Genomic DNA, 23500 nt, shown 5'->3' on the forward strand with positions numbered 1-23500 from the left:
CGAACAGGCAGTGCGTATTTTGTAGCCATTGCCCAGCGCGGCCTGCTTAACAACAAGGATAGTGGCATGAATAGCGATGGCCAGGGTTTGCTCGCACAGCGATTGGCGGGTATTGATGAGATTGAATGCGTCACCCCCGACCTCAATGGCGTGCCCCGTGGCAAGGTGATGACTGCTGCGGGGTTTATAGAAGGGCGGCGCTTGCAGATGGCCCGTGGCGTGCTGTTGCAATGCATCATGGGTGGCTACCCTGAGTCGCGCTTTTATGGCGGCGAGGACGGTGATCTTGCCCTGGTGCCAGACCTCACCCAGCTTCATCGCCTGCCCTGGAGCCAGCCATCCCGTGCCCTGGCCATTTGCGATGCCGATGAGCTCAGCGGTGAAAGCTCGCGGCTGTCGACCCGTGGCCAGTTGAAGGCGGTGATCGCCCGCTACGCGGCGCGGGGGCTGGCGCCGGTGGTAGCGACCGAGCTGGAGTTTTTTGTGTTTGCGCACAACCCCGATCCGGCCCAGCCGTTCCGCCCGCCCGTGGGCCTGGACGGGCGCCGTGAAGACGGATTTTCGGCGTTCAGCATCAGCTCCAACAACGGCTTGCGGCCTTTTTTCAATGAGGTGTACCTGTGCATGGCGGCACTGGGCTTGCCCCGTGACACCTTTATGCACGAGATGGGCGTCAGCCAGTTCGAGATCAACCTGCTGCACGGTGATCCGATGCTGTTGGCCGACCAGACTTTTCTGTTCAAGCACCTGCTCAAGGAAGTTGCCCTCAAGCATGGCCTTAACGTGGTGTGCATGGCCAAGCCGCTGGCGCACACGGCCGGCAGTTCGATGCATATTCACCAGAGCGTGGTCGAGGCGGCCAGCGGGCGAAACGTGTTCAGCGACGAAGCGGGGCAGCCGACAGCCACCTTCCGCCATTTTATCGGCGGGCAGCAGGCGGGCATGGCGGACTTTACCGCGTTGTTTGCGCCGAACGTAAATTCCTATCAGCGCTTGTTCCACCCCTATGCGTCGCCGAACAACGCGTGCTGGTCCCATGACAACCGGAGTGCGGGTTTACGCATTCCGGCCAGCTCACCTGCGGCGCGGCGGGTTGAAAACCGTTTGCCGGGGGCGGACGCCAACCCGTACCTGGCAATTGCCGCCAGCCTCGCGGCAGGGTTATATGGCATCGAGCGTGGGCTTGAACCGAGTGCTGCGATCCAGGGTGAGTTCCAGGTGCCCGAGGCGCTGACATTGCCCTGCACCTTGCACGCGGCACTGGCACGCCTTGCCCGTAGTGAAATGGCGATTGAACTGTTCGGCACTGAGTTCATCGAAGGTTACGTTGCGTCCAAGACGCTGGAACTGACCAGCTTCCATGACGAAATCACGCCCTGGGAACGTCGCGTTCTTGCGGCTCAGGCTTGACCGTTTAAATCTGTGGCGCCGGGCCTGTTCCCGGTGGCAGACACAAGGAGCCGTAGGGAAAGCCAATGCACCAGATCTGGAAGTCCTTTAGAGCGTTGTATTTTGCCTCGCTGATGATGTTGATCGGCTCCGGCCTGTTGAGTACTTATCTGGCGCTGCGCCTGGCAGCGGACAATGTCGACGGCCTGTGGATCGGCGCGCTGATGGCGGCCAACTATTTTGGCCTGGTGCTGGGTGGCAAGATCGGCCACCGGCTGATTGCCAGGGTCGGGCATATTCGTGCCTACGCCACGTGCGCCGGTATTGTCGGTGCGGCGGTGCTGTGCCACGGGCTCACGGACTGGCTGCCGATCTGGCTGTTGCTGCGGGTGATTGTCGGTCTGGGCATGATGTGCCAGTACATGGTCATCGAAAGCTGGCTTAACGAGCAGGCCGAGGCCAGGCAGCGCGGCGTGGTGTTCAGCCTCTACATGATCGCCTCCTATCTGGGCCTGGTGCTTGGGCAATTGATCCTGGCGGTTCACCCGCAGCTCGGTCTCGAGTTGTTGATGGTGGTGGCCTTGTGTTTTGCCTTGTGCCTGGTGCCTGTAGCCATGACCCGGCGTATTCACCCGGCGCCTTTGCACCCGGCGCCGATGGACCCGAAATTTTTTATCAAGCGTGTGCCGCAGTCGTTGATTGCGGTGATGGGCGCGGGTTTGCTGGTGGGCTCGTTTTACGGTCTGGCACCGCTCTACGCATCGCAGCAAGGGCTGTCTACCGAACTGGTTGGCTTGTATATGGGTAGCTGCATTTTTGCCGGCTTGCTGGTGCAGTGGCCGTTGGGCTGGTTGTCCGACCGTTATGACCGGCCGTTGCTGATCCGTATTTTCGCCGGCTTGCTGGCGGTGGCTGCGTTGCCATTGGCGATCTTGCCGGCGGTGCCCATGCAGGTACTGTTTATTGCCGGTTGCCTGGCGGCTTTGCTGCAATTTTGCATCTATCCGCTGGCCGTGGCCTTTGCCAACGACCATATCGAGCCGGAGCGTCGTGTGTCGCTGACGGCCATGCTGCTGGTGACTTATGGCGTGGGCGCAAGCGTGGGGCCGTTGGTGGCGGGGGTGCTGATGAAACTGTTTGGCAGCCAGATGCTCTATGGGTTTTTCAGCGTGGCGGGGTTGATCCTGGTATGGCGGATTCGCCCGAATGCGGTGACCAACCTGCACCAGGTCGATGATGCGCCGCTGCATCACGTGGCCATGCCCGACAGCATGTCCAGCTCGCCGCTGGTCGCCGCCCTTGACCCGCGGGTGGATGAGCAGGTGGTGCAGGAACAGATGGTGCAGGAACCGGTGGTGGAGGAGCAGGAGCCAGAACCGGAACCAGAGTCCAAGACATAGGCAATACCCCTGTGGGAGCGGGCTTGCTCGCGATGGCTTCAGCGCGGTTTTTCAGCCAGACCGCGCCCTGTGCATCGCAGGCAAGCCAGCGACCACTGTTTCAATAATCATCGTCTTTATCAAACTGGCGCGCCTCGCGCTGCAGTTGATAGACAAACCGCTCGACCTGGCGCTGCACCGCGCCGCTGATGTTGTGAAAGCGCATCCCGGCAAAGGTGATGTTCAGCCGCTCTTCAAAATGCAGGTAGCGCAACTCCACCGGTGTCGACATCAGGCCAAACGGCAGGTCGGCGCTGAAGCGCTCATACACCTGACCCAGTTGCATGCCCTGGCTGATATCCCCCTCAAAACGCAATTTGCAGCCGGTTGCCGAAACGTCCAGCAACTTGCCCTTGATCGGCGCCTTGAGCTTGTCACCCGCCACTTGCACATTGACCAGATTGGCCAGCCGCAGGGCCGCACGGAATGCATTGCGGCGCTGGTGGTACACCACTTCGTAGGGCATCGCGCCGCGATAACAGCGGTGCTCATGACGGTCATCAATGGTCAGCGCCGTGGTGCACTCCCAGGCGATACGCACGCCATCATGGAAGCCCTCAACCTTGAACGGCACCCCCGCTTCAAGAAAGCGCTCACCGTCACGGGGGATCATTTCGTCCAGGGCCATAGTGTTGCTCTCGCGATTAACATCCACCACATAGCTCTGGAAGCGCTGGGTGCGGTCCTGGAAAGTAATGATCAGCGGGTCATGGCTCTCTTGCAGCATCCGCAAGTTGGAGGCAATTTCCAACGGCGTGGTAAGCACCTTTGGCGGTTGCGGAGCATCTTGGGCGTCGAACACGTTTGATCAATCTCCAGACAAAATACAGCGACACGCAAAAGATGGGCATTCTGCCATCATGTTGTGTGTCTCGCTACATGCGGTGGTTGCGCGGGCTCAAGCCTGGCTGTAGGCGCGGTGCTTGTTGAGCATCGAGGTGGTGCCGCGTGCGTCATACAGAGACGGGGCTTCGCCGCCATGGAGGATGCGCAACTGGTTGGCGGTGATCGCCTGCTGGGTCTGGATCGACTGACCATTGAGCAGGTTGGCGGCCTGGCATTTCGCTAGCAGCTGGTTCAGTGCATCGCTCTGGGCGAGCAGTTGTGTTCCCACGCTGGAATGGCTGGCCAGGCTTTCGAGGCCGCTGCGGTTGGTGGCCAGGCCAAGGCTGGCGAGAATTTCGCTGCGTCTGCGGCCATGTTGCTCAAGCAAAATGATCAGCGACTGTTTGCGCGCCAGAATGTTTTCCAGCACCTGCATGTCGCGGCCTTTGAGGGCGATGGATTCGTCCTGTAACAGGCCGAGCAATTGCTCGGCAGGAGCGAGGTCATCGTTGATCAGTTGCAGTAAATTTTCGTCGTGCATGGCGGGCTCTGGGAGTTAAGCGTCCAAAAGCGCGGCACTGGCCGTTGGCCTAGCGCTGGGCTTCCATGTCAAGCAGTTTGCTGGCGATCCGGTCGCTGTCGACTTTGTAGCTGCCGTCCGCGATGGCTTGTTTAAGCTCTGCCACCCGATTTTTGTCGACTACAGGTTGGTCACGCAACGAGTCGCTGATCTTCTGCAACTGTTGAGCCTCTTGGCTGAGGTGAACAGATTCCCCGCTTGGGGCGCTGACGCCGTTTTGCTCAGGGTTTATTGCCGGGGCCGCTTGCGTGGCGCTGCCGGTTTCCTGGCTGGCGTTACTGCGTGTACTGCCGGTCAGGGGCGGGGCGCTGTTGAGACGACTGAAGTCGATGACCATAACGTTAAACCTCGGGGTATTTGGACGCTTGCCATGTTTTCGGCCATACCCGGAAAAACTTTAGGCTCGATTAATCATGGCTTCACACAGAGCTGTACTGATCTGCGTCAAATGACAGTGTAGGAAAGTCGCGAGACTGATGCCAACTTTCCTATAATGCCACTTCTACTTGCCCGGGTGCTGTCACCCTGGCGCGGATAACACGCTTGGAGTTCAGGTTTTTTACCCGTATTTGCTCGCTAAGGCCACCGTCTGACAGGGCTTCGCCGGGCATCTTGACACTTAATGTGCCGCTGCGGGCGCTGATCACCACATGATCGCCCTTGCGCACGGCTGCGGCCTGCTCCAGGTGGGTGAGGGTCAGCACCTGGTCGGTGACCATGGGCCTGAGCAATTTTTGCCCCACGGCCAGCTCGGTGGCGGTCAGGTAGCCCTGGCTGATCAGGCTGACATCGCGCTCGCGCAGGGTCACGTCGGGGTAGTCGATAACCATGCCGCGCTTGAGCGGGTGATTGACGGTGACTACGTCGCGGAACAGTTTGACCTGGGCCGGCACAAAGATGGTCCACGGCGACAGCCCTTCGCAGCGTACGCGCACGATTACCCGGCCCATGGGTTGCGCCGGGCTTTCGAGGGAAGCTGTCAAATCCTTGTCGCACTGGGCCAGGCGCAGGCGCGGGTCAAGATTGTTGACCTGGATCTGATATCGACCCTCGGTCTGGCTGGTGGCCAGGTAGTCTTCAACCGTGAATTCAAGAAAGCCCTGGGTCACGCCGATAAGCTGTTCAGGCGATGTAAACGCGTCAGCCCTGCTATAAGTGCTGAGTGCAAGCAAGGTGCCCGCCGCCAGCGCGCTCAGACCACAGCGGCGCAGACTCGGCAGGAAAGGTCGGTGGCAGGATTTTGTCGTTTTTGCGTTCATGACCGATAAAAAGCAAGCCCCGTGCCGTTTTCGGAATATGCGGGTTGAAACTTGAAGTTTTTAAGAGGAGCTGAGTATGGCCGGAGTGATGGATGCGGTTAACCAGCGCACTCAACTGGTGGGGCAAAACCGCCTGGAGCTGTTGCTGTTTCGCCTGGATGGGCCACAGCTTTACGGGATCAATGTGTTCAAGGTCCGCGAGGTGCTGCAATGCCCCAAGCTGACCCTGATCCCCAAGTCCCACCCCGTGGTATGCGGTGTGGCGAGCATTCGCGGCGCGACCATACCGATTCTCGACCTGGCGATGGCCACCGGTGCGGGAGCCTTGAAGGATCAAAGTAACCCGTTTGTGATCATCACCGAGTACAACACCAAGACCCAGGGCTTTCTGGTGCGTTCAGTGGAGCGTATCGTCAATATGAACTGGGAAGACATTCATCCGCCGCCCAAGGGCACCGGTCACGACCATTACCTGACGGCCGTGACCCGTATGGACGAGCAACTGGTCGAAATCATCGACGTGGAAAAGGTGCTGGCAGAAGTCTCGCCATCGTCTGAAACCATCAGCCAGGGCGTGGTGGATGTTGAAACCCAAAGCAAGGCGCTGTCATTGCGGGTGCTGACCGTTGACGATTCGTCGGTGGCGCGCAAGCAGGTTGCCCGTTGCCTGCAATCGGTGGGTGTTGAAGTGGTGTCGTTGAACGACGGGCGCCAGGCGCTCGACTACCTGCGCAAGCTGGTGGACGAGGGCAAGAACCCGTCTGAAGAGTTTCTGATGATGATCTCGGATATCGAGATGCCGGAAATGGACGGCTACACCCTGACAGCTGAAATCCGCAACGACCCGCGGATGCAAAACTTGCACATCATTCTGCATACTTCGTTGTCCGGGGTATTCAATCAGGCGATGGTCAAAAAAGTCGGTGCCGATGACTTTTTGGCCAAGTTCCGCCCTGATGACCTGGCAACCCGGGTAGTTGACCGGATCAAAGCAGCAGACCACAGCTAGGGGCGCAGCCCTTGGCGGTCAAAACGATTTAAGAGGCAGGATCATTTGTCGACGGCTAATTTGGATTTTGAACAGTTCCGGGTATTCCTGGAAAAAGCCTGTGGCATTTTGCTGGGTGAGAACAAGCAGTACCTCGTCTCCAGCCGCCTCAACAAATTGATGGAGCAGCAGGGCATCAAGTCGTTGGGCGAGCTGATTCAACGCATCCAGGCTCAGCCGCGCAGCGGGTTGCGCGAGCAGGTGGTCGATGCCATGACCACCAACGAAACCCTGTGGTTTCGCGATACCTATCCCTTTGAAGTGCTGAAAAACAAGGTGTTGCCGGAGCAAATCAAGGCCAGCCCCGGCCAGCGCCTGCGTATCTGGTCGGCGGCCTGCTCTTCGGGGCAGGAGCCGTTCTCGCTGTCGATGGCGATTGACGAATTCGAGCGCAGCAACCTTGGGCAGCTCAAAGCGGGCGTGCAGATTTTTGCCACCGATCTGTCAGCGCAGATGCTCAACACCTGCCGCACCGGCGAGTACGACAACCTGGCCATTGGCCGGGGCCTGTCACCGGAGCGCCTGCAACGTTATTTCGATCCCAAGGGACCGGGGCGTTGGGTGATCAAGGCGCCGATCAAAAACCGCGTGGAGTTTCGCCCGTTCAACCTGCTGGACAGCTACGCCAGCTTCGGCAAGTTCGACATCGTATTTTGCCGCAACGTGCTGATCTACTTCTCGGCCGAAGTGAAAAAAGACATCCTGCTGCGCATTCACAGCACCTTGAAGCCGGGCGGTTATTTGTTCCTGGGCGCTTCTGAAGCGCTAAACGGGTTGCCGGACCATTACCAGATGGTGCAATGCAGCCCGGGGATCATTTACCAAGCCAAATAGGCTGAGAAAACCCCGTAGATACTCTGTTGCAGGTCAAGCCCTATTGTGGGAGCGAGCCTGCTCGCGAACGACCTTCGCGAGCAGGCTCGCTCCCACAGTTGCAGTGTTCCTGTAGCTGCCGAAGGAACGAGGCTGCGTTCGGCTGCGAAGCAGTCGCAAAATCAGGGGCTGCGGTGTGTCAGTAACATTGAGTCCTCAGGTTTACGACGGCTGTGCCGCCGAACGCAGCCTCGTTCCTCCGGCAACTGCTACGACGAATCCAAAGCAAAGCGGCAGAAAACCGGCAGTCAGCGGTCAAGCATTGCCGCTTTTTTGCCATTGCCATCTCCCGCCTCCCGGCAAACCCTTGTGTTACGGGGCTGTAAAAACTGGCACGGGGTTTGCTCTATCCCTGTCATGTAAAACCTGAACCACACTCTCAGGTCAGCCCACAAAGGTTTTTCGAGATGAGCATCAGCTTCGATAAAGCGCTTGGTATCCATGAACAGGCCCTGGGCTTTCGTGCCCAGCGCGCTGAAGTACTGGCCAACAACATCGCCAACGCCGATACCCCGAACTACAAGGCTCGGGATCTGGATTTCGCCTCTGTGCTCGCCGCCCAGAACGACAAAAACCAGAACGGCACATTTGCGTTGAACAAGACCAACACCCGCCATATCGAAGCCCAGGGCCTGAGCAGCGGCGACGAGTCGCTGCTGTACCGCACGCCGATGCAGCCGTCGATCGATCAGAACACCGTGGACGCTCAGCTTGAGCAGTCGAACTATGCAGAGAATGCGGTCAACTTCCAGGCCAGCTTCACCCTGCTCAACAGCAAATTCAAAGGGCTGATGTCGGCCCTGCGCGGGGAGTGATCCATGTCTCTATCCAGTGTCTTCAATATTGCCGGTAGCGGCATGAGCGCCCAGACCACGCGCCTGAACACCGTGGCCAGCAACATCGCCAACGCCGATACGGTGTCGTCGAGCATCGACCAGACCTACCGCGCCCGCCACCCGGTGTTTGCCACTATGTTTCAAGGTGCGCAAGGCAGCAGCGGCGGCGACTCGCTGTTCCAGAACCAGGACGCCGCCGGCCAGGGCGTGCAGGTGTTGGGTGTGGTTGAAGACCAGAGCGAGTTGCAGGCCCGCTACGAGCCCAACCATCCTTCTGCCGACGCCAAGGGCTATGTGTATTACCCCAACGTCAATGTGGTTGAAGAAATGGCCGACATGATTTCCGCCAGTCGTTCGTTCCAGACCAACGCCGAGCTGATGAATACCGCCAAAACCATGATGCAGAAGGTCCTGACCCTCGGTCAGTGATAAGGGGCGACGCAAATGAGTGTGACCGATTCCACCAGCGGCTTGACCCTTAACCAGGTACTCGCCAACTCCGCCCAGGCCAAGACCACTGACACCAGCCTGGCGGCGGCCTCCAAGGCGGTATCCGGCAACACGGCGCTGGGCAAGGATGCGTTCCTGCAACTGCTGGTTACCCAGCTGAAAAACCAGAACCCTCTGGACCCGCAGGACAACACGGCGTTCGTTGCGCAACTGGCGCAGTTCAGCAGCCTGGAAGGCATCACCACGCTCAACGATACGGTCAATTCGATCTCCGGCAACTTCCAGTCTTCGCAGGCGTTGCAGGCCTCGTCGCTGGTGGGGCGTTCGGTGATCGTGCAGACCGGCGAAGCCTATGTGGATCCGGCCAGTGACAAGCCTTTCAACGGCACCGTGGTGGTCAAGGATGCTGACTCCAAACCCGTTATCACCATCACCAATGCCGACGGTGAGGTGGTTCGCACCATCGACATGGGTACCCAGAAAGCCGGCAACGCGGAGTTCACCTGGGATGGCAAGGACGACGAGGGTGTGCTGCTGGAAAAGGGCTCCTACACCTTCACTGCATCCAGCAAAACCGACGCCGGTACCACGGCGCTCACCACCTATCTGCCAGCCACGGTCAACAGCGTGACTCTGAGCAAGACCGGCGGTGAAATCATGCTCAACCTCGCAGGCCTGGGCAGCATTGGCATGTCCAAAGTCCAGACCATTGGCTTGTAAGCCGACTCATACGCCTCAAGGAGAGAAACATGTCATTCAATATCGGCCTTAGCGGCCTCTATGCGGCGAACAAGCAGCTGGACGTGACCGGCAACAACATCGCCAACTCTGCGACCACCGGCTTCAAGGCCTCGCGTGCGGAATTCGCCGATATCTACTCGGCCAGCAAGCTGGGTACCGGCAGCAAGACCATCGGCAGTGGCGTGAACCTGGCAGCGGTCTCGCAAAACTTTGGTCAAGGTGCGGTTAACAACACCGGCAACCTGCTGGATATGGGCATCCAGGGCAGCGGCTTTTTCGTGCTCAGTGACAACGGCTCCCTGAGCTATACCCGCGCCGGTACGTTCAAGGCCGACAAAGACGGCTTTGTCACCAGCTCTGATGGCACTGCGCGCTTGCAGGGCTATGGCGTGGATGCCAATGGCAATATCGTTAATGGCGTATTGACCGACCTGCGCATCGATACTTCCAACCTGGCGCCCAAGGCGACGGGCTCGGTGGACTCGACGATCAACCTCAACTCCAACGCTGCGGTGATTGATCAGACCGCCAACCCGTTCGATCCGAGCAAAGCCGAATCCTATACGAAAAGCTTCAGTACTACGGTCTACGATACCCAGGGCAATCCACACCCGATGGACCAGTACATGGTCAAGACCGGTGCCAATACCTGGAAGGCCTACACCCTGATTGACGGTCGCAACCCCGATGGCAGCGCAGTGAGCGGAGACGGCGCGAAGGCGCCGGTGGCTTCGATCATGCAATTCGACTCAGCCGGCGGGCTGACCAGTGTGACGACGCCCAACCCGGTGGCCGGCGAACCCGATATCGTCAGCAACACCCTGACCGTCAGCACCTGGATGCCGGGCGCCATGGTCAATGGCAAGTGGGCGTCCAACGGTGCGGCAGCCAAGGACACCGGGATTGCCATCGACATGGCCAAAACCACTCAGTACAACACCGACACCTCGCGCAACCCGCCGACCCAGGACGGCTACGCTACCGGCCAGATCAACAACCTGACCATCGACGGTTCGGGTGTGATGTTCGCCAACTTCAGCAACAACCAGAGCCGTGCCATTGGCCAGATTTCCCTGGCCAGCTTTACCAATGAGCAGGGTCTGCAACCAGTGGGCGGCACGGCCTGGAAAGAGACCTACGCCTCGGGCGTGGCGGGCTACGACGCACCGAAGGTCGGCAGCCTGGGCGCCATCCAGTCCAACTCGCTGGAAGACTCCAACGTTAACCTGACCAGTGAGCTGGTGGACCTGATCAAGGCCCAGAGCAACTACCAGGCCAACGCCAAAACCATCTCGACCCAAAGCACCATCATGCAGACCATCATTCAGATGACGTGATAGCGCTGCGATCATGATCCTGCGGGCATCGGGTGCGTGAGCAATATATAACCTGCGGGAGCTGGTTTGCCTGCGATGCAGACGCTGCGGCATGTCAGGCAAACCGGGCTGATGCCATCGCGAGCAAGCCCGCTCCCACCATGTTCGTCGCGGGTCTCAGCTGAACTCCACCTGCTCCGGTACCCGCGTCATCAGCACCTTGCCAGCGCGGATCGATACCCGCGCCTTGGCCTGGCGGCGCACCGCTTCGTAATCACTGTCGGCATCCAGCACCACCAGGTTCGCCGGGCGGCCCACTGCGATACCGTATCCCTCACCCAGATTCAGCGTCCGTGCACTGTTGTCGGTGACCAGGTCCAGGCTGCGCGCCAGGTCTTCAAAACCCATCATGTGGCAGATATGCAGCCCTGCATCCAGCACCCGCAAAATATTGCCATTACCCAGCGGATACCACGGGTCCTTGATCGAGTCCTGACCAAAGCACACGTTCATGCCGGCACGGTCGATTTCGGCCACCCGGGTCACGCCACGGCGTTTCGGGAAGGTATCAAAACGACCCTGCAAATGGATGCTTTCGGTCGGGCACGAGACAAAGTTGATCTTTGATGCCTTGAGCAAGCGGAACAGTTTGGAGCAGTAGGCATTGTCATACGAACCCATCGCTGTGGTGTGACTGGCGGTCACCCGGCTGCCCATGCCGCGTACCCGGGCCTCTTCGGCCAGCACTTCAAGAAAACGCGAGTGGGGGTCGTCGGTTTCGTCGCAATGCACGTCCACCAGGCACCCCGTGCGCTCGGCCAGATCCATCAGGAACTTGATCGAACTGACTCCCTGCTCGCGGGTGTTTTCAAAGTGCGGGATGCCACCCACCACATCGGCGCCCAGCTCCACGGCCAGGGTCATCAGCTCACGGCCACCGGCATAGGACTCGATGCCTTCCTGGGGGAATGCCACGATTTGCAGGTCGATCAGGTGGCGGGTTTCATCGCGCACTTCAATCATCGCCCGCAAGGCAGCTAGGGTTGGATCGGTGACGTCGACATGGGTGCGCACATGCTGGATGCCGTGTTCGGCCAGCATGCGGACAGTGGCGTGGGCACGCTGCTTGGTGTCTTCATGGGTGATGGTTTCCTTGCGCTGCGCCCAGCGTTCGATGCCTTCGAACAGGGTGCCGCTGAGGTTCCACTCGGGCTGGCCGGCGGTCAGGGCCGCGTCCAGATGGATATGCGGTTCTACAAAAGGCGCAATCAGCAACTGACCGCGGGCGTCGATATCGCCGGCTTGCGCCGGCACGCTGCCTGCCTGCAGGGTGATGGCACTGATCAGCGCACCTTCACAGGTGACCGTGTGCAGACCCGAGGTTTTACGCAGTGTGGCATTGATGATCTTCATGGTCGTTCCTGTCGTTGAGCTTCGGACATGCGCCACACCAGCAGGGCCACCGAAGCATTCATTCTGAATAGGGGATCATCGAGCGACTGGGCGCTGTTTTGCTCGATGCGTTGCATGCGTTGATTGATGGTATTTCGATGGATGCTCAGGCGTTGCGCGGCCTTGAGTGCGTTACCGTTCTCCTGGAGCAGGGCATCCAGGGTATCGATCAAGGTATGGGGTTGCTTGCGGTTGGGTTCGATCAGCGGCCCCAGGGTTTGCTGTACGAAAGCCTCGATCACCGAGCGTTCGCCCACGGCCTGCAGCAGACGCAACACGCCCAGTTCGCTGAAATCGCAGAGGCCGGTGGCCGGGCGCAGGTTTTCTGCAACATCCAGCGCCTGGCGTGCCTCGTTCAGGGCCCGGTGATAATGGGCGCAATCCTCGACCTTGCCTGCCAGCCCCATAAACAGCGCCAGATTACCGATGATGGCCTGCAAGTCTCGATACAGGCTCGCCAGTTCTGTGCGCAGGTTGTTGCCTTCAGCGAGCAACAGGATGAACAGATCACCCTGCACGATCACCGGCAACGCGCGGGGCAGGGCACGGCTCCACACGTCGAGGTGATCCTGTACGGTCTGGCGGGTGTGTTGCAACAGGCGTTCTGCCTCCTCGGGTGCGTGACTGGCAAACAGTACACTGACTGCTGACAAGCGTAGCGCAACCAGGCGGCACGGTTGGTCCAGCGCCAGCTGCAAGTGCGTTGCGCGCTGGCGGAGGGTGGCCAGGCTGGGGTAATCGCCACTGAGCAGTTGCGCCAGAATGTCGTGGCGCGAGCGTTTGGTCTGGGCCATTTGTACCAGTGCAGTACCAATCAAATGGGTGACGATGACCATTCTCAGCAAGTACGGTTGCTCGATCAGGGGCACGCCGCGGGCTTCGGCCAGTGCAATCACCGATGGGGGAATGCTGTGGATGAAGGTCTCGCCGGTCAGGACCACCAGTCCGGCAATCGCACAGTCACTGCCTTCGTCGATCAGGCGCAGCAAGTTGGCCTCGTCACGGGGGTGGTTGATCCCGGTGACAAACACCAGCTCACCGCCCATGACCCAGCCGGCGATGCCTTCGTTCTCGGCCACATAGGACCAGCGCACGCTGCGCTGGCGGTTGCGTGCGCCGGCCCGCAGGGTCATCTCTTCGAGGCCGGGCAGGGCCAGGATCTCTTCAACGGTCAGGCTCAAAGGGGCTCCTGGACGGTGGGCAGCACCGCCGGTTGATGGCTGAGTTTCAGCAGCACGATATAGACGATGGCCGATGCGCCAATGCCTACCAGAGGCGCAATCCATGGCGACAAATAGGCCAGCAAGGCGCCCACGGCATAGGCGGTCAGCCCTGCCAGGTTGTAGCGAGGTAACTGGACGCTGGCCAGGGCCGGGTATTTGCCGCGATGGCGAAACCAGAAGTCGGCCATGATCACGCCGCCAATGGGCGGGATGACCGAACCCAGCAGCACCAGAAACGGGATCAGCATTTCATACATGCCGCCCATCGCCAGCAGCACGCCCACGGCGGCGGCGAGCAGGGTCATGGTGCGTCGGCGTTCGCTGCGCACCAGATGGCAGGTGGCAGCGGCCACGTTGTAGATGGTCGGGCCCTGGATCGTCCACAGGTTCAGGCACAGCATGACTACGGCGGCAAACGACAGGCCTTGCAGCATCATCACTTCGACGATGTCGGCCTGTTGATAAACCATGGCGCACCAGGCGCCGGCCACGATCATCAGGCCATTGCCCAGCAGAAAACTGACCACGCTGGCGGTCACGGCGATGCGTCCGCTGCGCGACAGTCGCGTCCAGTTGGTGGCCTGGGTGGCACCGCTGGCGAAGGTGCCAAAGACCATGGTAATGGCTGCCGAGACGGTCATGGTCTGCTGCGGGATCACCGCTGCCAGCCCGGAAAACCCGCCGACATGCTGCGTGGCGATATACATGGAGACGATCAGCAGGACAAACATCAGCGGCACCGAAACCCGCGACAGCACATCCAGGCCTTTGTAGCCGATGATCGCCGTGATGCTGAAGCCCATGCCGAAAAACACCATCAAGGGCAGGGTGAAGCCTTCGGCCAGGCCGAGCATCTTCACCAGCACGATGGCCACGGTTGCCGTGCCCCAGGCGTACCAGCCGAGTTCGGCAAAACCGAGCAGGAAGTCCGAGAGGCGGCTACCGGCCTCACCAAAGCAGAAGCGTCCCATCAGCACCGTGTTCAGGCCGCTGCGCGAAGCGATCAGGGCCAGGGCGGCGGCATACAGCGCCAGCAGGGTATTGCCGATGGCCGCAATCCACAGCATATCGACAAAGTTGAAGGCCATGCCCAGCTTGCCACCGGCGAACATGGTGCCGGTAAAGAAGGTAAAGCTGAACAGCACCATCGAAATCGACAACAGCCCCTTGCGCGCTGAACGCGGGGCTTCGCTCAAAGGAAAATCGCCGGGTGAACTCATGGTCTATTTCTCCGCCTCGAATGGGGTGCGCCGATATCGGTGCCACCTCGGGGCTAGAGCAATAAGCGGGCCTGTTTTACCAGGGCGGGGAAATACGAGAAAAGCGGGCAGACCTCATGCTTTAGGGTGTGCAATATGCATGTTTTGGTAGGTTATTACTGAAGTTGAATGTGCAGAGTGATTCATTGTGAGGCGCTGACGCACTGTTTGTGCTCGCGGTTGTTACCCCTCGATACTCTTCAATACGCGGTTGAATTCAGACGTTATTCTTTGCCGTTCTTTCGCCTTGTGGATCGCCGGTTTTGGCTCAAGCCATTAATGGTGGAACCAGTGGTAATCGTCACGTCAATTGATGGGATATAACCAGTTGGTTGGCAGTGGTAGCGATAGTTCGTTAATGAGTTTTAATATGTAGCAGGTAGCAGCTGTTACTTTTGGGTGAGGTTTAAATGTCCTATTTTTCCGACAACCTGGATGCTCTACCGACGCTGGAGCATGCATTCTGTACGGTCAACGATATTCGCAAGCCCATGACTCTTTTTTGTTGTGCTCAGGAGCATGGTGCCAAGGTCATTGAAGCAGGCGATGAAGATGAGTCTGGCATCATCGCAGGGGATGCGATTTTCACACGTACAACCCGGCCCATAGGGATCGTGACAGCAGACTGTCTGCCTATTCTTATAGGGTCTGAAAAGGACAGGTTTGTTGCAGCCATTCATGGAGGCTGGCAAGGATTGGCGGCAGGAGTAATAGAAAATTCAATTCTTGCATTCCGACAGGCAGGTATTTGTTTAGATAGCTTGCAGGTCGCAATAGGCCCTGCCATACAGTCATGTTGCTATGAAGTTGGAAAGGATCTTGTCGAAAAAATAGAACATGCACATGGGCACCTTTGGCATAACCGTCAGGCGCCATGGTCAACTGCTCGTAAAGAGCAAGGGCTTGACGTCAATTCTCGTAGAGCACCTGTAAGCCATAACGAGGCCTGGGTTGATCTCACGCTCTATTGTCTTTATTTGCTAGAGGCTTCGGGGGTAGGGCGGGAGCAAGTACAGACGGCACAAATATGCACGTATTGTGCTGGGCATGACTGGGGTAGTTTCAGGAGACGAACGCACCGGGCTGAGGAGAAAACGTTTCAGTACTCGTGGATACGCTTGCGAGAGCGTTGATATCTGAGAAAGGTAGGCGCGCGTTCAATTTCTTTAGAAAATTGTTGTCCGCTCTGCAAAACAAAACCCCCGTTAAACCCAACTGTTGCCAGGGTTTAACGGGGGTTTTGGGTCAGGCGGTTTGACCCGCCTGCCTGCTCAGGTTATTGGCAAGCTTCGCAATCCGGCTCGTCAATGGCGCAAGCCTTTGGCACCGGTGCCGGGCCGGCTGGGGCCGCGGCAACGTCTTCACTGTTTTTGCCGCTCGATACTGCGTTGAGCTTGCCGGTGTTGACGGTGGACTTCTCGGTGCTGGTCGCAGCCAGGGCACGGAGGTAGTAGGTGGTTTTCAGACCACGGTACCAGGCCATGCGGTAGGTCACGTCCAGCTTCTTGCCCGAAGCGCCAGCGATGTACAGGTTCAGCGACTGCGCCTGGTCGATCCACTTCTGACGACGGCTGGCGGCGTCAACAATCCACTTGGTGTCCACTTCGAACGCAGTGGCATACAGCTCTTTGAGCTCTTGCGGGATGCGTTCGATCTGCTGCACGGAACCGTCGTAGTACTTCAGGTCGTTGATCATGACCGAGTCCCACAGATCGCGGGCCTTGAGATCGCGAACCAGGTACGGGTTGATCACGGTGAATTCGCCCGACAGGTTCGATTTCACATACAGGTTCTGGTAGGTCGGTTCGATCGACTGCGATACGCCGGTGATGTTGGCGATGGTGGCGGTCGGTGCGATGGCCATGATGTTGGAGTTGCGAATGCCTTTTTGTACACGGGCGCGAACCGGTGCCCAGTCCAGGGATTCGTTCAGGTCAACGTCAATGTACTTCTGGCCGCGCTGCTCGATCAGAATCTGTTGCGAATCCAGCGGCAGGATGCCTTTGGACCACAGCGAACCCTGGAATGTCTCGTAAGCGCCACGCTCGTCAGCCAGGTCGCAGGACGCCTGGATCGCGTAGTAGCTGACCGCTTCCATCGACTTGTCGGCAAATTCCACGGCGGCTTGCGAAGCGTAAGGAATGTGCTGCAGGTACAGGGCGTCCTGGAAGCCCATGATCCCCAGACCAACCGGACGGTGCTTGAAGTTCGAGTTGCGCGCTTGCGGTACCGAGTAGTAGTTGATGTCGATCACGTTATCGAGCATGCGAACGGCGACGTCGATGGTGCGCTTGAGCTTGTCAGTGTCCAGCTTGCCGTTGACGATGTGGTTCGGCAGGTTGATCGAGCCCAGGTTGCAAACCGCGATTTCGTCCTTGTTGGTGTTCAAGGTGATTTCGGTGCACAGGTTCGAGCTGTGAACCACGCCCACGTGCTGCTGCGGGCTGCGCAGGTTGCACGGGTCTTTGAAGGTCAGCCAAGGGTGGCCGGTTTCAAACAGCATGGACAGCATTTTGCGCCACAGGTCTTTGGCCTGGATGGTCTTGAACAGCTTGATCTTGCCCGGGTACTGGGACAGTGCTTCGTAGTACTCGTAGCGCTCTTCGAAGGCCTTGCCGGTCAGGTCGTGCAGATCCGGTACTTCGGACGGCGAGAACAGGGTCCACGGGCCGTCATCGAAGACGCGCTTCATGAACAGGTCAGGGATCCAGTTGGCGGTGTTCATGTCGTGGGTACGACGACGGTCATCACCGGTGTTCTTGCGCAGCTCGATGAACTCTTCGATGTCCATGTGCCAGGTTTCCAGGTAGGCACATACAGCGCCTTTGCGCTTGCCACCCTGGTTAACGGCTACAGCGGTGTCGTTCACCACTTTCAGGAACGGTACAACGCCCTGGGATTTGCCGTTGGTGCCCTTGATCCACGAACCCAAAGCACGTACCGGAGTCCAGTCGTTGCCCAGGCCACCGGCGAATTTGGACAACATGGCGTTGTCGTGGATCGCGTGGTAGATGCCCGACAGGTCGTCCGGCACGGTAGTCAGGTAGCAGCTGGACAGCTGCGGACGCTGGGTACCGGCGTTGAACAGGGTCGGTGTCGAGGCCATGTAGTCGAAAGACGACAACAGGTTGTAGAACTCGATGGCACGGTCTTCTTTTTGCTTCTCTTCGATCGCCAGGCCCATGGCCACGCGCATGAAGAAGATCTGCGGCAGTTCGAAACGTACGCCATCGTGGTGGATGAAGTAACGGTCGTACAGGGTTTGCAGGCCCAGGTAGGTGAACTGCTGATCGCGCTCGTGGTTGATCGCCTTGCCCAGTTTTTCCAGGTCGAAGGTGGCCAGCACCGGGTTCAGCAGGTCGAACTCGATACCCTTGGCGATGTAGGCAGGCAGGGCCTTGGCGTACAGGTCAGCCATCTCGTGGTGGGTGGCGCTGTCAGCTACTTTCAGGAAGCTCAGGCCTTCGGCACGCAGGGTGTCCATCAGCAGGCGGGCGGTCACGAACGAGTAGTTCGGCTCACGCTCTACCAGGGTGCGGGCGGTCATCACCAGGGCGGTGTTGACGTCGCTCAGCGCTACGCCGTCGTAGAGGTTTTTCAGGGTTTCGCGCTGGATCAGCTCGCCGTCCACTTCTTCCAGACCTTCGCAGGCCTCGGAAACGATGGTGTTCAGGCGACCCATGTCCAGAGGGGCGAAGGTGCCGTCGGCACGGGTGATGCGGATCGACGGGTGAGCCTGCACGGCGTCTTCGGCCGGTGCGCGGTTGGCGCGTTCCTTGGAGCGTGCGTCACGGTAGATCACATAGTCGCGGGCCACTTTTTGCTCGCCGGCGCGCATCAGGGCCAGTTCTACCTGGTCCTGGATTTCTTCGATGTGGATGGTGCCACCCGATGGCATGCGACGCTTGAAAGTTGCGGTGACCTGTTCGGTCAGGCGCGCAACGGTGTCGTGAATGCGCGACGAAGCGGCAGCATTGCCGCCTTCAACTGCGAGAAACGCCTTGGTGATGGCAACGGTGATCTTGTCATCGGTGTAAGGAACCACAGCCCCGTTACGTTTGATCACGCGCAGCTGGCCTGGCGCGGTCGCAGACAGATCCAGATTTGAATCGGTACCCTGCGAGTTCTCGCGAGTTGTATCGGTTTGCATGGGGGTGTCTCCACATTCTCTATGTTTGTTTGGGCGCCTTTTGGGTGCCCACCGTTCCGTCCTGAAGCACTACAACCGGTAATGAACCGGGCATAACAACTTCGGGACGTACAGAAGGGGGGTTAAGCCGCTTCCGTGCCGAAGTCTTGATTCACGCAGACCGCGTGAAACCGTATTCCTGTTGGATGACAGTATTTTTACTGCAACACCCGGGCCGCTTTCCGACCTTTTGGCTGGAAAACGGTTGCCATCCGCATAAGCGGTTTGGACTTTGAAAGCTGCGTTTGATTTAACCCGACAGGCGCGAGAAAAGGGCTTGAAATTCTCGTCTGAGTTGTGTTGGGTTTTTGGCCTAAAACCCTACATATGGGGTTTTTTGGCGAAGCTGATACAAGATATGCGTTTTATAGGGGTTGTGCAACGTACTGCCTGTGGATAACCCTGTGTGTAAATTGTGTGTGAAAGCTTGGAGATCCACGTAGGCCGCACTGCACCGGCATTTAGCCGTTTGTCACCGGATTTAGCCGGGACAAATCCTGTGTGCCGGATTTTGAGGGCGCGAACCCTACCACAAAAAACAGCGCTGTCCGAACGCATTTTCAGGCGGGTGCAAAGATAGGAAAGGTCAAGCACGGATTGTTGCGGGGAAGGGCCGGGAAGGCGGCGTGGAGCCTTCCCGGCAATTACGCGAAATTACTGCAACTGGAAGCTGTTTTGCTGGACGTTTTGCGAGTCCAGGCCAATTTGTACGTTGAATTCGCCAGGTTCGGCGACATGCTGTAACTGCGCGTTGTAGAACTTCAGGTCGTTCTCGCTGAGGGTGAACTGCACGACTTTCTGCTCGCCGGGGTTGAGCATGACCTTCTCGAAGTTCTTCAGCTCTTTAACCGCTCGGCTCATGGACGCAGTAACGTCCTGGATATACAGCTGAACCACCGTTTCGCCAGCACGCTTGCCGGTGTTTGTTACGGTGACGCTGGCCGTCAGGGTTGCGCCCGGCTTCAGGGTTTTGGCCGACAGGCGGACATCTGAAAGGCTGAAGTCGGTGTAGCTCAAACCATAGCCAAACGGGTACAGCGGGCTGTTGCCCTCATCAAAGTACTGCGAGGTGTAGTTGCCCGGTTTGCCCGGCGTGAAGGGACGGCCAATGCTCAGATGGCTGTAGTAGGTCGGGATCTGGCCAACGGAGCGTGGGAAAGTGATCGGCAACTTGCCGGAGGGGTTGTAGTCGCCAAATAGCACGTCGGCAATGGCGTTGCCGCCTTCAGTGCCGCTGAACCAGGTTTCCAGCACGGCATCGGCCTGCTGCTGTTGCACATCGATCGACAACGGGCGGCCGTTCATCAATACCAGCACCAACGGCTTGCCGGTGGCTTTGAGGGCCGTAATCAGGGCGCGCTGGCTGGCAGGAATGTCCAGATTGGTGCGGCTCGACGACTCGTGGGACATGCCCCGCGACTCACCTACCACAGCAACCACCACGTCGGCCTGCTGCGCAGCCTTGACGGCTTCGTCGATCATGACCTGCGCCGGGCGCGGGTCGTTGACCACTTCGGGTGCATCAAAGTTGAGGAAGTTGAGGTAGTCGACGACGCTTTGATCGTCCGTGATATTGGCACCACGGGCGTAGATCAGGTTGTCCTGTTGGGCGATGGCATTGCGCATGCCGTCAAATACGGTCACCGATTGCGCAGGCTGACCGGCTGCGGCCCAGCTGCCCATAATATCGATCGGCGCTTTGGCCAGCGGGCCCACCAGGGCAATGCGCGCCTGCTTGTTGAGGGGCAGGGTATCGTTCTGGTTTTTCAGCAATACCAGGCTCTTGCGTGCCACTTCACGGGCTTCGGCACGATGCAGGCGGCTGTCGGCCTTGGTGTCGGCCGGGTCATCTTCGGCCTTGCCGATACGCAGGTACGGGTCGGCAAACAGGCCCATGTCGTACTTGGCCCCCAGCACCTCGCGTACAGCATTGTCCAGATCGCTTTGCGGCACTTCACCAGACTTGAGCAAGCCCGGCAGTTCTTCACCGTAGGCCTTGTCGTTCATGCTCATGTCGATACCGGCCTTGATCGCCAGCTTGGCGGCCTCGCGGCTGTCCTTGGCCACGCCGTGTTTGATCAGCTCGTTAATCGCGCCGTGGTCGCTGACTGCCACACCTTTGAAGCCCCAGTCCTTGCGCAGCAAATCCTGCATCAGCCACATGTTTGAAGTAGCCGGCACGCCATTGATCGAGTTAAGGGCCACCATCACGCTGCCCGCGCCTGCCTCAATGGCGGCGTGGTAAGGCGGCAGATAGTCCTGAAACATGCGTGTCGGGCTCATGTCCACAGTGTTGTAGTCCCGGCCGCCTTCTACCGCGCCATACAGGGCAAAGTGCTTGACGCTGGCCATGATATTGCCGGGCAGGGCAGGGGATGCGCCCTGATAGGCCTGCACCATCACCTTGGCGATGCGCGAGACCAGGTAGGTGTCTTCGCCAAAGCCCTCGGAGGTACGGCCCCAGCGCGGGTCACGGGCGATGTCGACCATCGGCGCGAAGGTCAGGTCGATACTGTCGGCGCTGGCTTCCCTGGCGGCGATGCGGCCGCTCAGGCCGATGGCGTCCATGTCCCAGCTGGAGGCCAGGGCCAGGCTGATCGGGAAAATCGTTCGGTGGCCGTGGATCACGTCGTACGCGAAAAACATCGGAATCTGCAGGCGACTGCGCATGGCGGCGTCTTGCATCGGGCGGTTTTCGTCGCGGCTGATGGAGTTGAACGTACCGCCGATGCGGCCCGCAGCGATTTCCTTGCGGATCATCTCGCGGGGCATTTCCGGGCCGATACTGATGAGGCGCAGTTGGCCGATCTTTTCATCGACGCTCATCTTTTTCAGCAGCTCAGCGACGAACACGTCTTTGGGGGGGAGCGGGGCGGCCGGGGTTTGAGCCCAGGCGGTGTGACTGGCCAGGCTGATGACGATGCCCAGCAAACACATATTTCTCATTGGATTCTTCTGCGCAGCCGCTCACTTGAAGCGAGGGAGACCCACGCTCGTGCAGCGATATTGTTCTGGGGAGGTATCAGGAGTACTCGAATCAAAGATTTGACCTACCTTTAGAACGGAGTATTCCTGCATGGCAGGCAGTCTTTTAGCTGATTCGCCGCGAGCAATCCAGTATTGCCGGGAGTTATTAGGCGTGGTGTGTGGTCAATAAACCCAATGTTGTTATTTCGGAGCGTTGCAAGCATGGGCATACAAAGTTTTAAAGCAGCGGGCTGGAAAGCCCTCGCCCTTCTGGCCTTGAGCAGTCTGCTGGCGGGGTGCGGGATCAACACCATTCCCACCCTCGACGAGCAGGTCAAGGCGGCCTGGTCCCAGGTGCAGAACCAGTATCAGCGTCGTTCTGACTTGATCCCCAATCTGGTCGAAACGGTCAAGGGTGCAGCCAAGCAGGAGCAGGCCACCCTGACCGCGGTGATTGAAGCGCGGGCCAAGGCCACCTCGATCCAGGTTGATGCCAGCACGCTGAACAACCCGGAAAAACTCAAGCAGTTCCAGGACGCGCAGAACCAGCTGACCGGAGCTTTGAGCCGGTTGATGGTGGTGTCCGAGCGCTACCCTGACCTTAAATCCAACCAGAACTTTCTGGCGTTGCAATCACAGCTAGAAGGCACGGAAAACCGCATCAGCGTGGCGCGGCGCGACTTTATCCTCGCGGTTGAACGCTACAACACCGAGATCCGCACCTTCCCGGGGCGTTTGTGGCATGCGGTGATGTACAGCGACCTGCCGGTGCGCTCCACATTCGAAGCCACCACCCCGGACGCCGACAAAGCGCCGGAAGTGAAGTTTTAACGGCCTTATACCGTTCCCCCCCTGTGGGAGCGAGCTTGTTGTGGGAGCGGGCTTGCTCGCGATGGAATCAACGCGATTTGCCTGACAGACCGCGCCGCATGTATCGCGAGCAAGCCCGCTCCTATAATGGATAACAAACGTTCGAGGTAGCGATGCGCGTATCAAGACTGGGGTTGGGCCTGTTGCTGTGGCTATTTATAGCCACGGCCCAGGCGCTGACCTTTCCCGCGCTCAGCGGGCGGGTAGTGGACGAGGGGCAAATGCTCACGCCCGCCACCCGCGAGCAATTGACGCAAAGCCTGCAGGCTCACGAAAAGGCCACCGGCGAGCAAGTGGTGGTGGTCACCGTGCCTGACCTGCAGGGCATGCCCATCGAAGACTACGGCTACCAACTGGGCCGTGCCTGGGGTATCGGGCAAAAGGACAAAAATAACGGCGCCTTGCTGATCGTGGCCCGCGACGACCGCAAGTTGCGCATCGAGGTCGGCTATGGCCTTGAGGATCGCCTCACCGATGCCCAGGCCTCGGTGATTATCAACCAGATCATCACCCCGGCCTTTAAAACCGGGGACTACAACCAAGGTATCAGCGACGGTGTGGGTGCCATCCTGCAAGTATTGGGCGGCACGCCTCTGGCCGAACCGGCCTACGCCAGCAGCCAGGGTGACGGCAGCGACTTTATGGCCGAGCACCCCGGGGGGGTGATGCTGCTATTTATCCTGTTTGTACTGGTGGTTGCCGCCTGTCAGTTCTATGGCATCTGCAATTCGGGTGGCAGTGGCGGTTCGCGCTCCGGTGGTTTTGGCGGTGGCGGGTTCGGCGG

The 23500-nt window shown here is 59.0% G+C and carries 20 protein-coding genes; 11 read left to right on the plus strand and 9 right to left on the minus strand.

All coding sequences use genetic code 11. The features are described from left to right. The first annotated feature begins 168 nt into the window (after window positions 1-168). Both GHO03_RS13750 and GHO03_RS13755 read left to right on the plus strand, forming a co-directional pair. On the plus strand, window positions 169-1410 hold the full coding sequence (locus GHO03_RS13750) for a glutamine synthetase family protein (RefSeq protein WP_165484567.1): 1242 nt from the start codon (window positions 169-171) through the stop codon (window positions 1408-1410). 65 nt (window positions 1411-1475) lie between these two features. After that, complete coding sequence (locus tag GHO03_RS13755) at window positions 1476-2789, plus strand: MFS transporter (RefSeq protein WP_095001830.1); 1314 nt, start codon at window positions 1476-1478, stop codon at window positions 2787-2789. Window positions 2790-2889: 100 nt separating this feature from the next. On the opposite strand, the gene GHO03_RS13760 is transcribed toward GHO03_RS13755, so the two are convergent. From GHO03_RS13760 to flgA, 4 genes are all read right to left on the minus strand, one after another. After that, the gene (locus tag GHO03_RS13760; protein ID WP_169917105.1) at window positions 2890-3630 is read right to left on the minus strand and encodes a flagellar brake protein; all 741 of its coding nucleotides are present in this window, start codon (window positions 3628-3630) and stop codon (window positions 2890-2892) included. A 96-nt stretch (window positions 3631-3726) separates the two neighbouring features. Further along, a complete protein-coding gene (locus GHO03_RS13765) occupies window positions 3727-4194 on the minus strand; it encodes a flagella synthesis protein FlgN (protein WP_095001828.1) in 468 nt (155 codons plus the stop codon). Window positions 4195-4243: 49 nt separating this feature from the next. Further along, on the minus strand, window positions 4244-4570 hold the full coding sequence (gene flgM / locus GHO03_RS13770) for a flagellar biosynthesis anti-sigma factor FlgM (RefSeq protein WP_095001827.1): 327 nt from the start codon (window positions 4568-4570) through the stop codon (window positions 4244-4246). A 151-nt stretch (window positions 4571-4721) separates the two neighbouring features. Further along, window positions 4722-5492, minus strand: coding sequence for a flagellar basal body P-ring formation chaperone FlgA (gene flgA, locus GHO03_RS13775; protein ID WP_095001826.1), 771 nt, complete (start codon window positions 5490-5492; stop codon window positions 4722-4724). Window positions 5493-5568: 76 nt separating this feature from the next. Between flgA and GHO03_RS13780 the strand changes: the two genes are divergently transcribed. From GHO03_RS13780 to flgE, 6 genes are all read left to right on the plus strand, one after another. After that, complete coding sequence (locus GHO03_RS13780) at window positions 5569-6501, plus strand: chemotaxis protein CheV (protein ID WP_095001825.1); 933 nt, start codon at window positions 5569-5571, stop codon at window positions 6499-6501. A gap of 45 nt (window positions 6502-6546) precedes the next feature. Beyond that, window positions 6547-7374 (plus strand): protein-glutamate O-methyltransferase CheR, encoded by an 828-nt coding sequence (cheR, locus tag GHO03_RS13785; protein ID WP_095001824.1) that lies wholly within the window; start codon window positions 6547-6549, stop codon window positions 7372-7374. 446 nt (window positions 7375-7820) lie between these two features. Continuing rightward, window positions 7821-8228 carry a flagellar basal body rod protein FlgB gene (gene flgB, locus GHO03_RS13790; RefSeq protein WP_016782175.1) on the plus strand — a complete coding sequence of 136 codons (408 nt, stop codon included), beginning with the start codon at window positions 7821-7823 and terminating at the stop codon, window positions 8226-8228. Between the two features lie 3 nt (window positions 8229-8231). Then, on the plus strand, window positions 8232-8678 hold the full coding sequence (flgC, locus tag GHO03_RS13795) for a flagellar basal body rod protein FlgC (RefSeq protein WP_095021373.1): 447 nt from the start codon (window positions 8232-8234) through the stop codon (window positions 8676-8678). A 15-nt stretch (window positions 8679-8693) separates the two neighbouring features. Next, a complete protein-coding gene (gene flgD, locus GHO03_RS13800) occupies window positions 8694-9419 on the plus strand; it encodes a flagellar hook assembly protein FlgD (RefSeq protein ID WP_095001822.1) in 726 nt (241 codons plus the stop codon). A gap of 29 nt (window positions 9420-9448) precedes the next feature. Then, entirely contained in the window at window positions 9449-10777 is a 1329-nt protein-coding gene (gene flgE, locus GHO03_RS13805) for a flagellar hook protein FlgE (RefSeq protein ID WP_095001821.1), read from the plus strand. A 156-nt stretch (window positions 10778-10933) separates the two neighbouring features. Here flgE and codA read toward each other — a convergent pair whose 3' ends face one another. The 3 genes from codA to codB are packed head-to-tail and all read right to left on the minus strand — an operon-like array spanning window position 10934 to window position 14651. Continuing rightward, window positions 10934-12169 (minus strand): cytosine deaminase, encoded by a 1236-nt coding sequence (gene codA / locus GHO03_RS13810; RefSeq protein WP_095019237.1) that lies wholly within the window; start codon window positions 12167-12169, stop codon window positions 10934-10936. Next, window positions 12166-13389 (minus strand): PucR family transcriptional regulator, encoded by a 1224-nt coding sequence (locus GHO03_RS13815; RefSeq protein ID WP_153400057.1) that lies wholly within the window; start codon window positions 13387-13389, stop codon window positions 12166-12168. Before GHO03_RS13815 ends, codA begins: the two co-directional genes overlap by 4 nt. Beyond that, window positions 13386-14651, minus strand: coding sequence for a cytosine permease (gene codB / locus GHO03_RS13820; RefSeq protein ID WP_153400058.1), 1266 nt, complete (start codon window positions 14649-14651; stop codon window positions 13386-13388). Before codB ends, GHO03_RS13815 begins: the two co-directional genes overlap by 4 nt. Window positions 14652-15100: 449 nt before the next feature. Between codB and GHO03_RS13825 the strand changes: the two genes are divergently transcribed. Then, a complete protein-coding gene (locus tag GHO03_RS13825; RefSeq protein ID WP_133144229.1) occupies window positions 15101-15823 on the plus strand; it encodes a polyphenol oxidase family protein in 723 nt (240 codons plus the stop codon). 143 nt (window positions 15824-15966) lie between these two features. Here the strand turns inward: GHO03_RS13825 and GHO03_RS13830 are convergent, their stop codons facing one another. Then, entirely contained in the window at window positions 15967-18840 is a 2874-nt protein-coding gene (locus GHO03_RS13830) for a ribonucleoside-diphosphate reductase subunit alpha (protein ID WP_095001817.1), read from the minus strand. A gap of 693 nt (window positions 18841-19533) precedes the next feature. Continuing rightward, entirely contained in the window at window positions 19534-21825 is a 2292-nt protein-coding gene (gene bglX / locus GHO03_RS13835) for a beta-glucosidase BglX (protein WP_130872071.1), read from the minus strand. 243 nt (window positions 21826-22068) lie between these two features. Between bglX and GHO03_RS13840 the strand changes: the two genes are divergently transcribed. Further along, the gene (locus GHO03_RS13840; protein WP_095001815.1) at window positions 22069-22677 is read left to right on the plus strand and encodes a LemA family protein; all 609 of its coding nucleotides are present in this window, start codon (window positions 22069-22071) and stop codon (window positions 22675-22677) included. Between the two features lie 152 nt (window positions 22678-22829). Next, window positions 22830-23500, plus strand: a 671-nt coding sequence (locus GHO03_RS13845) for a YgcG family protein (protein WP_153400059.1), incomplete at its 3' end; no start/stop codon positions are given.

The organism is Pseudomonas sp. FSL R10-1339, from assembly GCF_009600545.1.
Classification (GTDB): Bacteria; Pseudomonadota; Gammaproteobacteria; order Pseudomonadales; family Pseudomonadaceae; genus Aquipseudomonas; species Aquipseudomonas bubulae.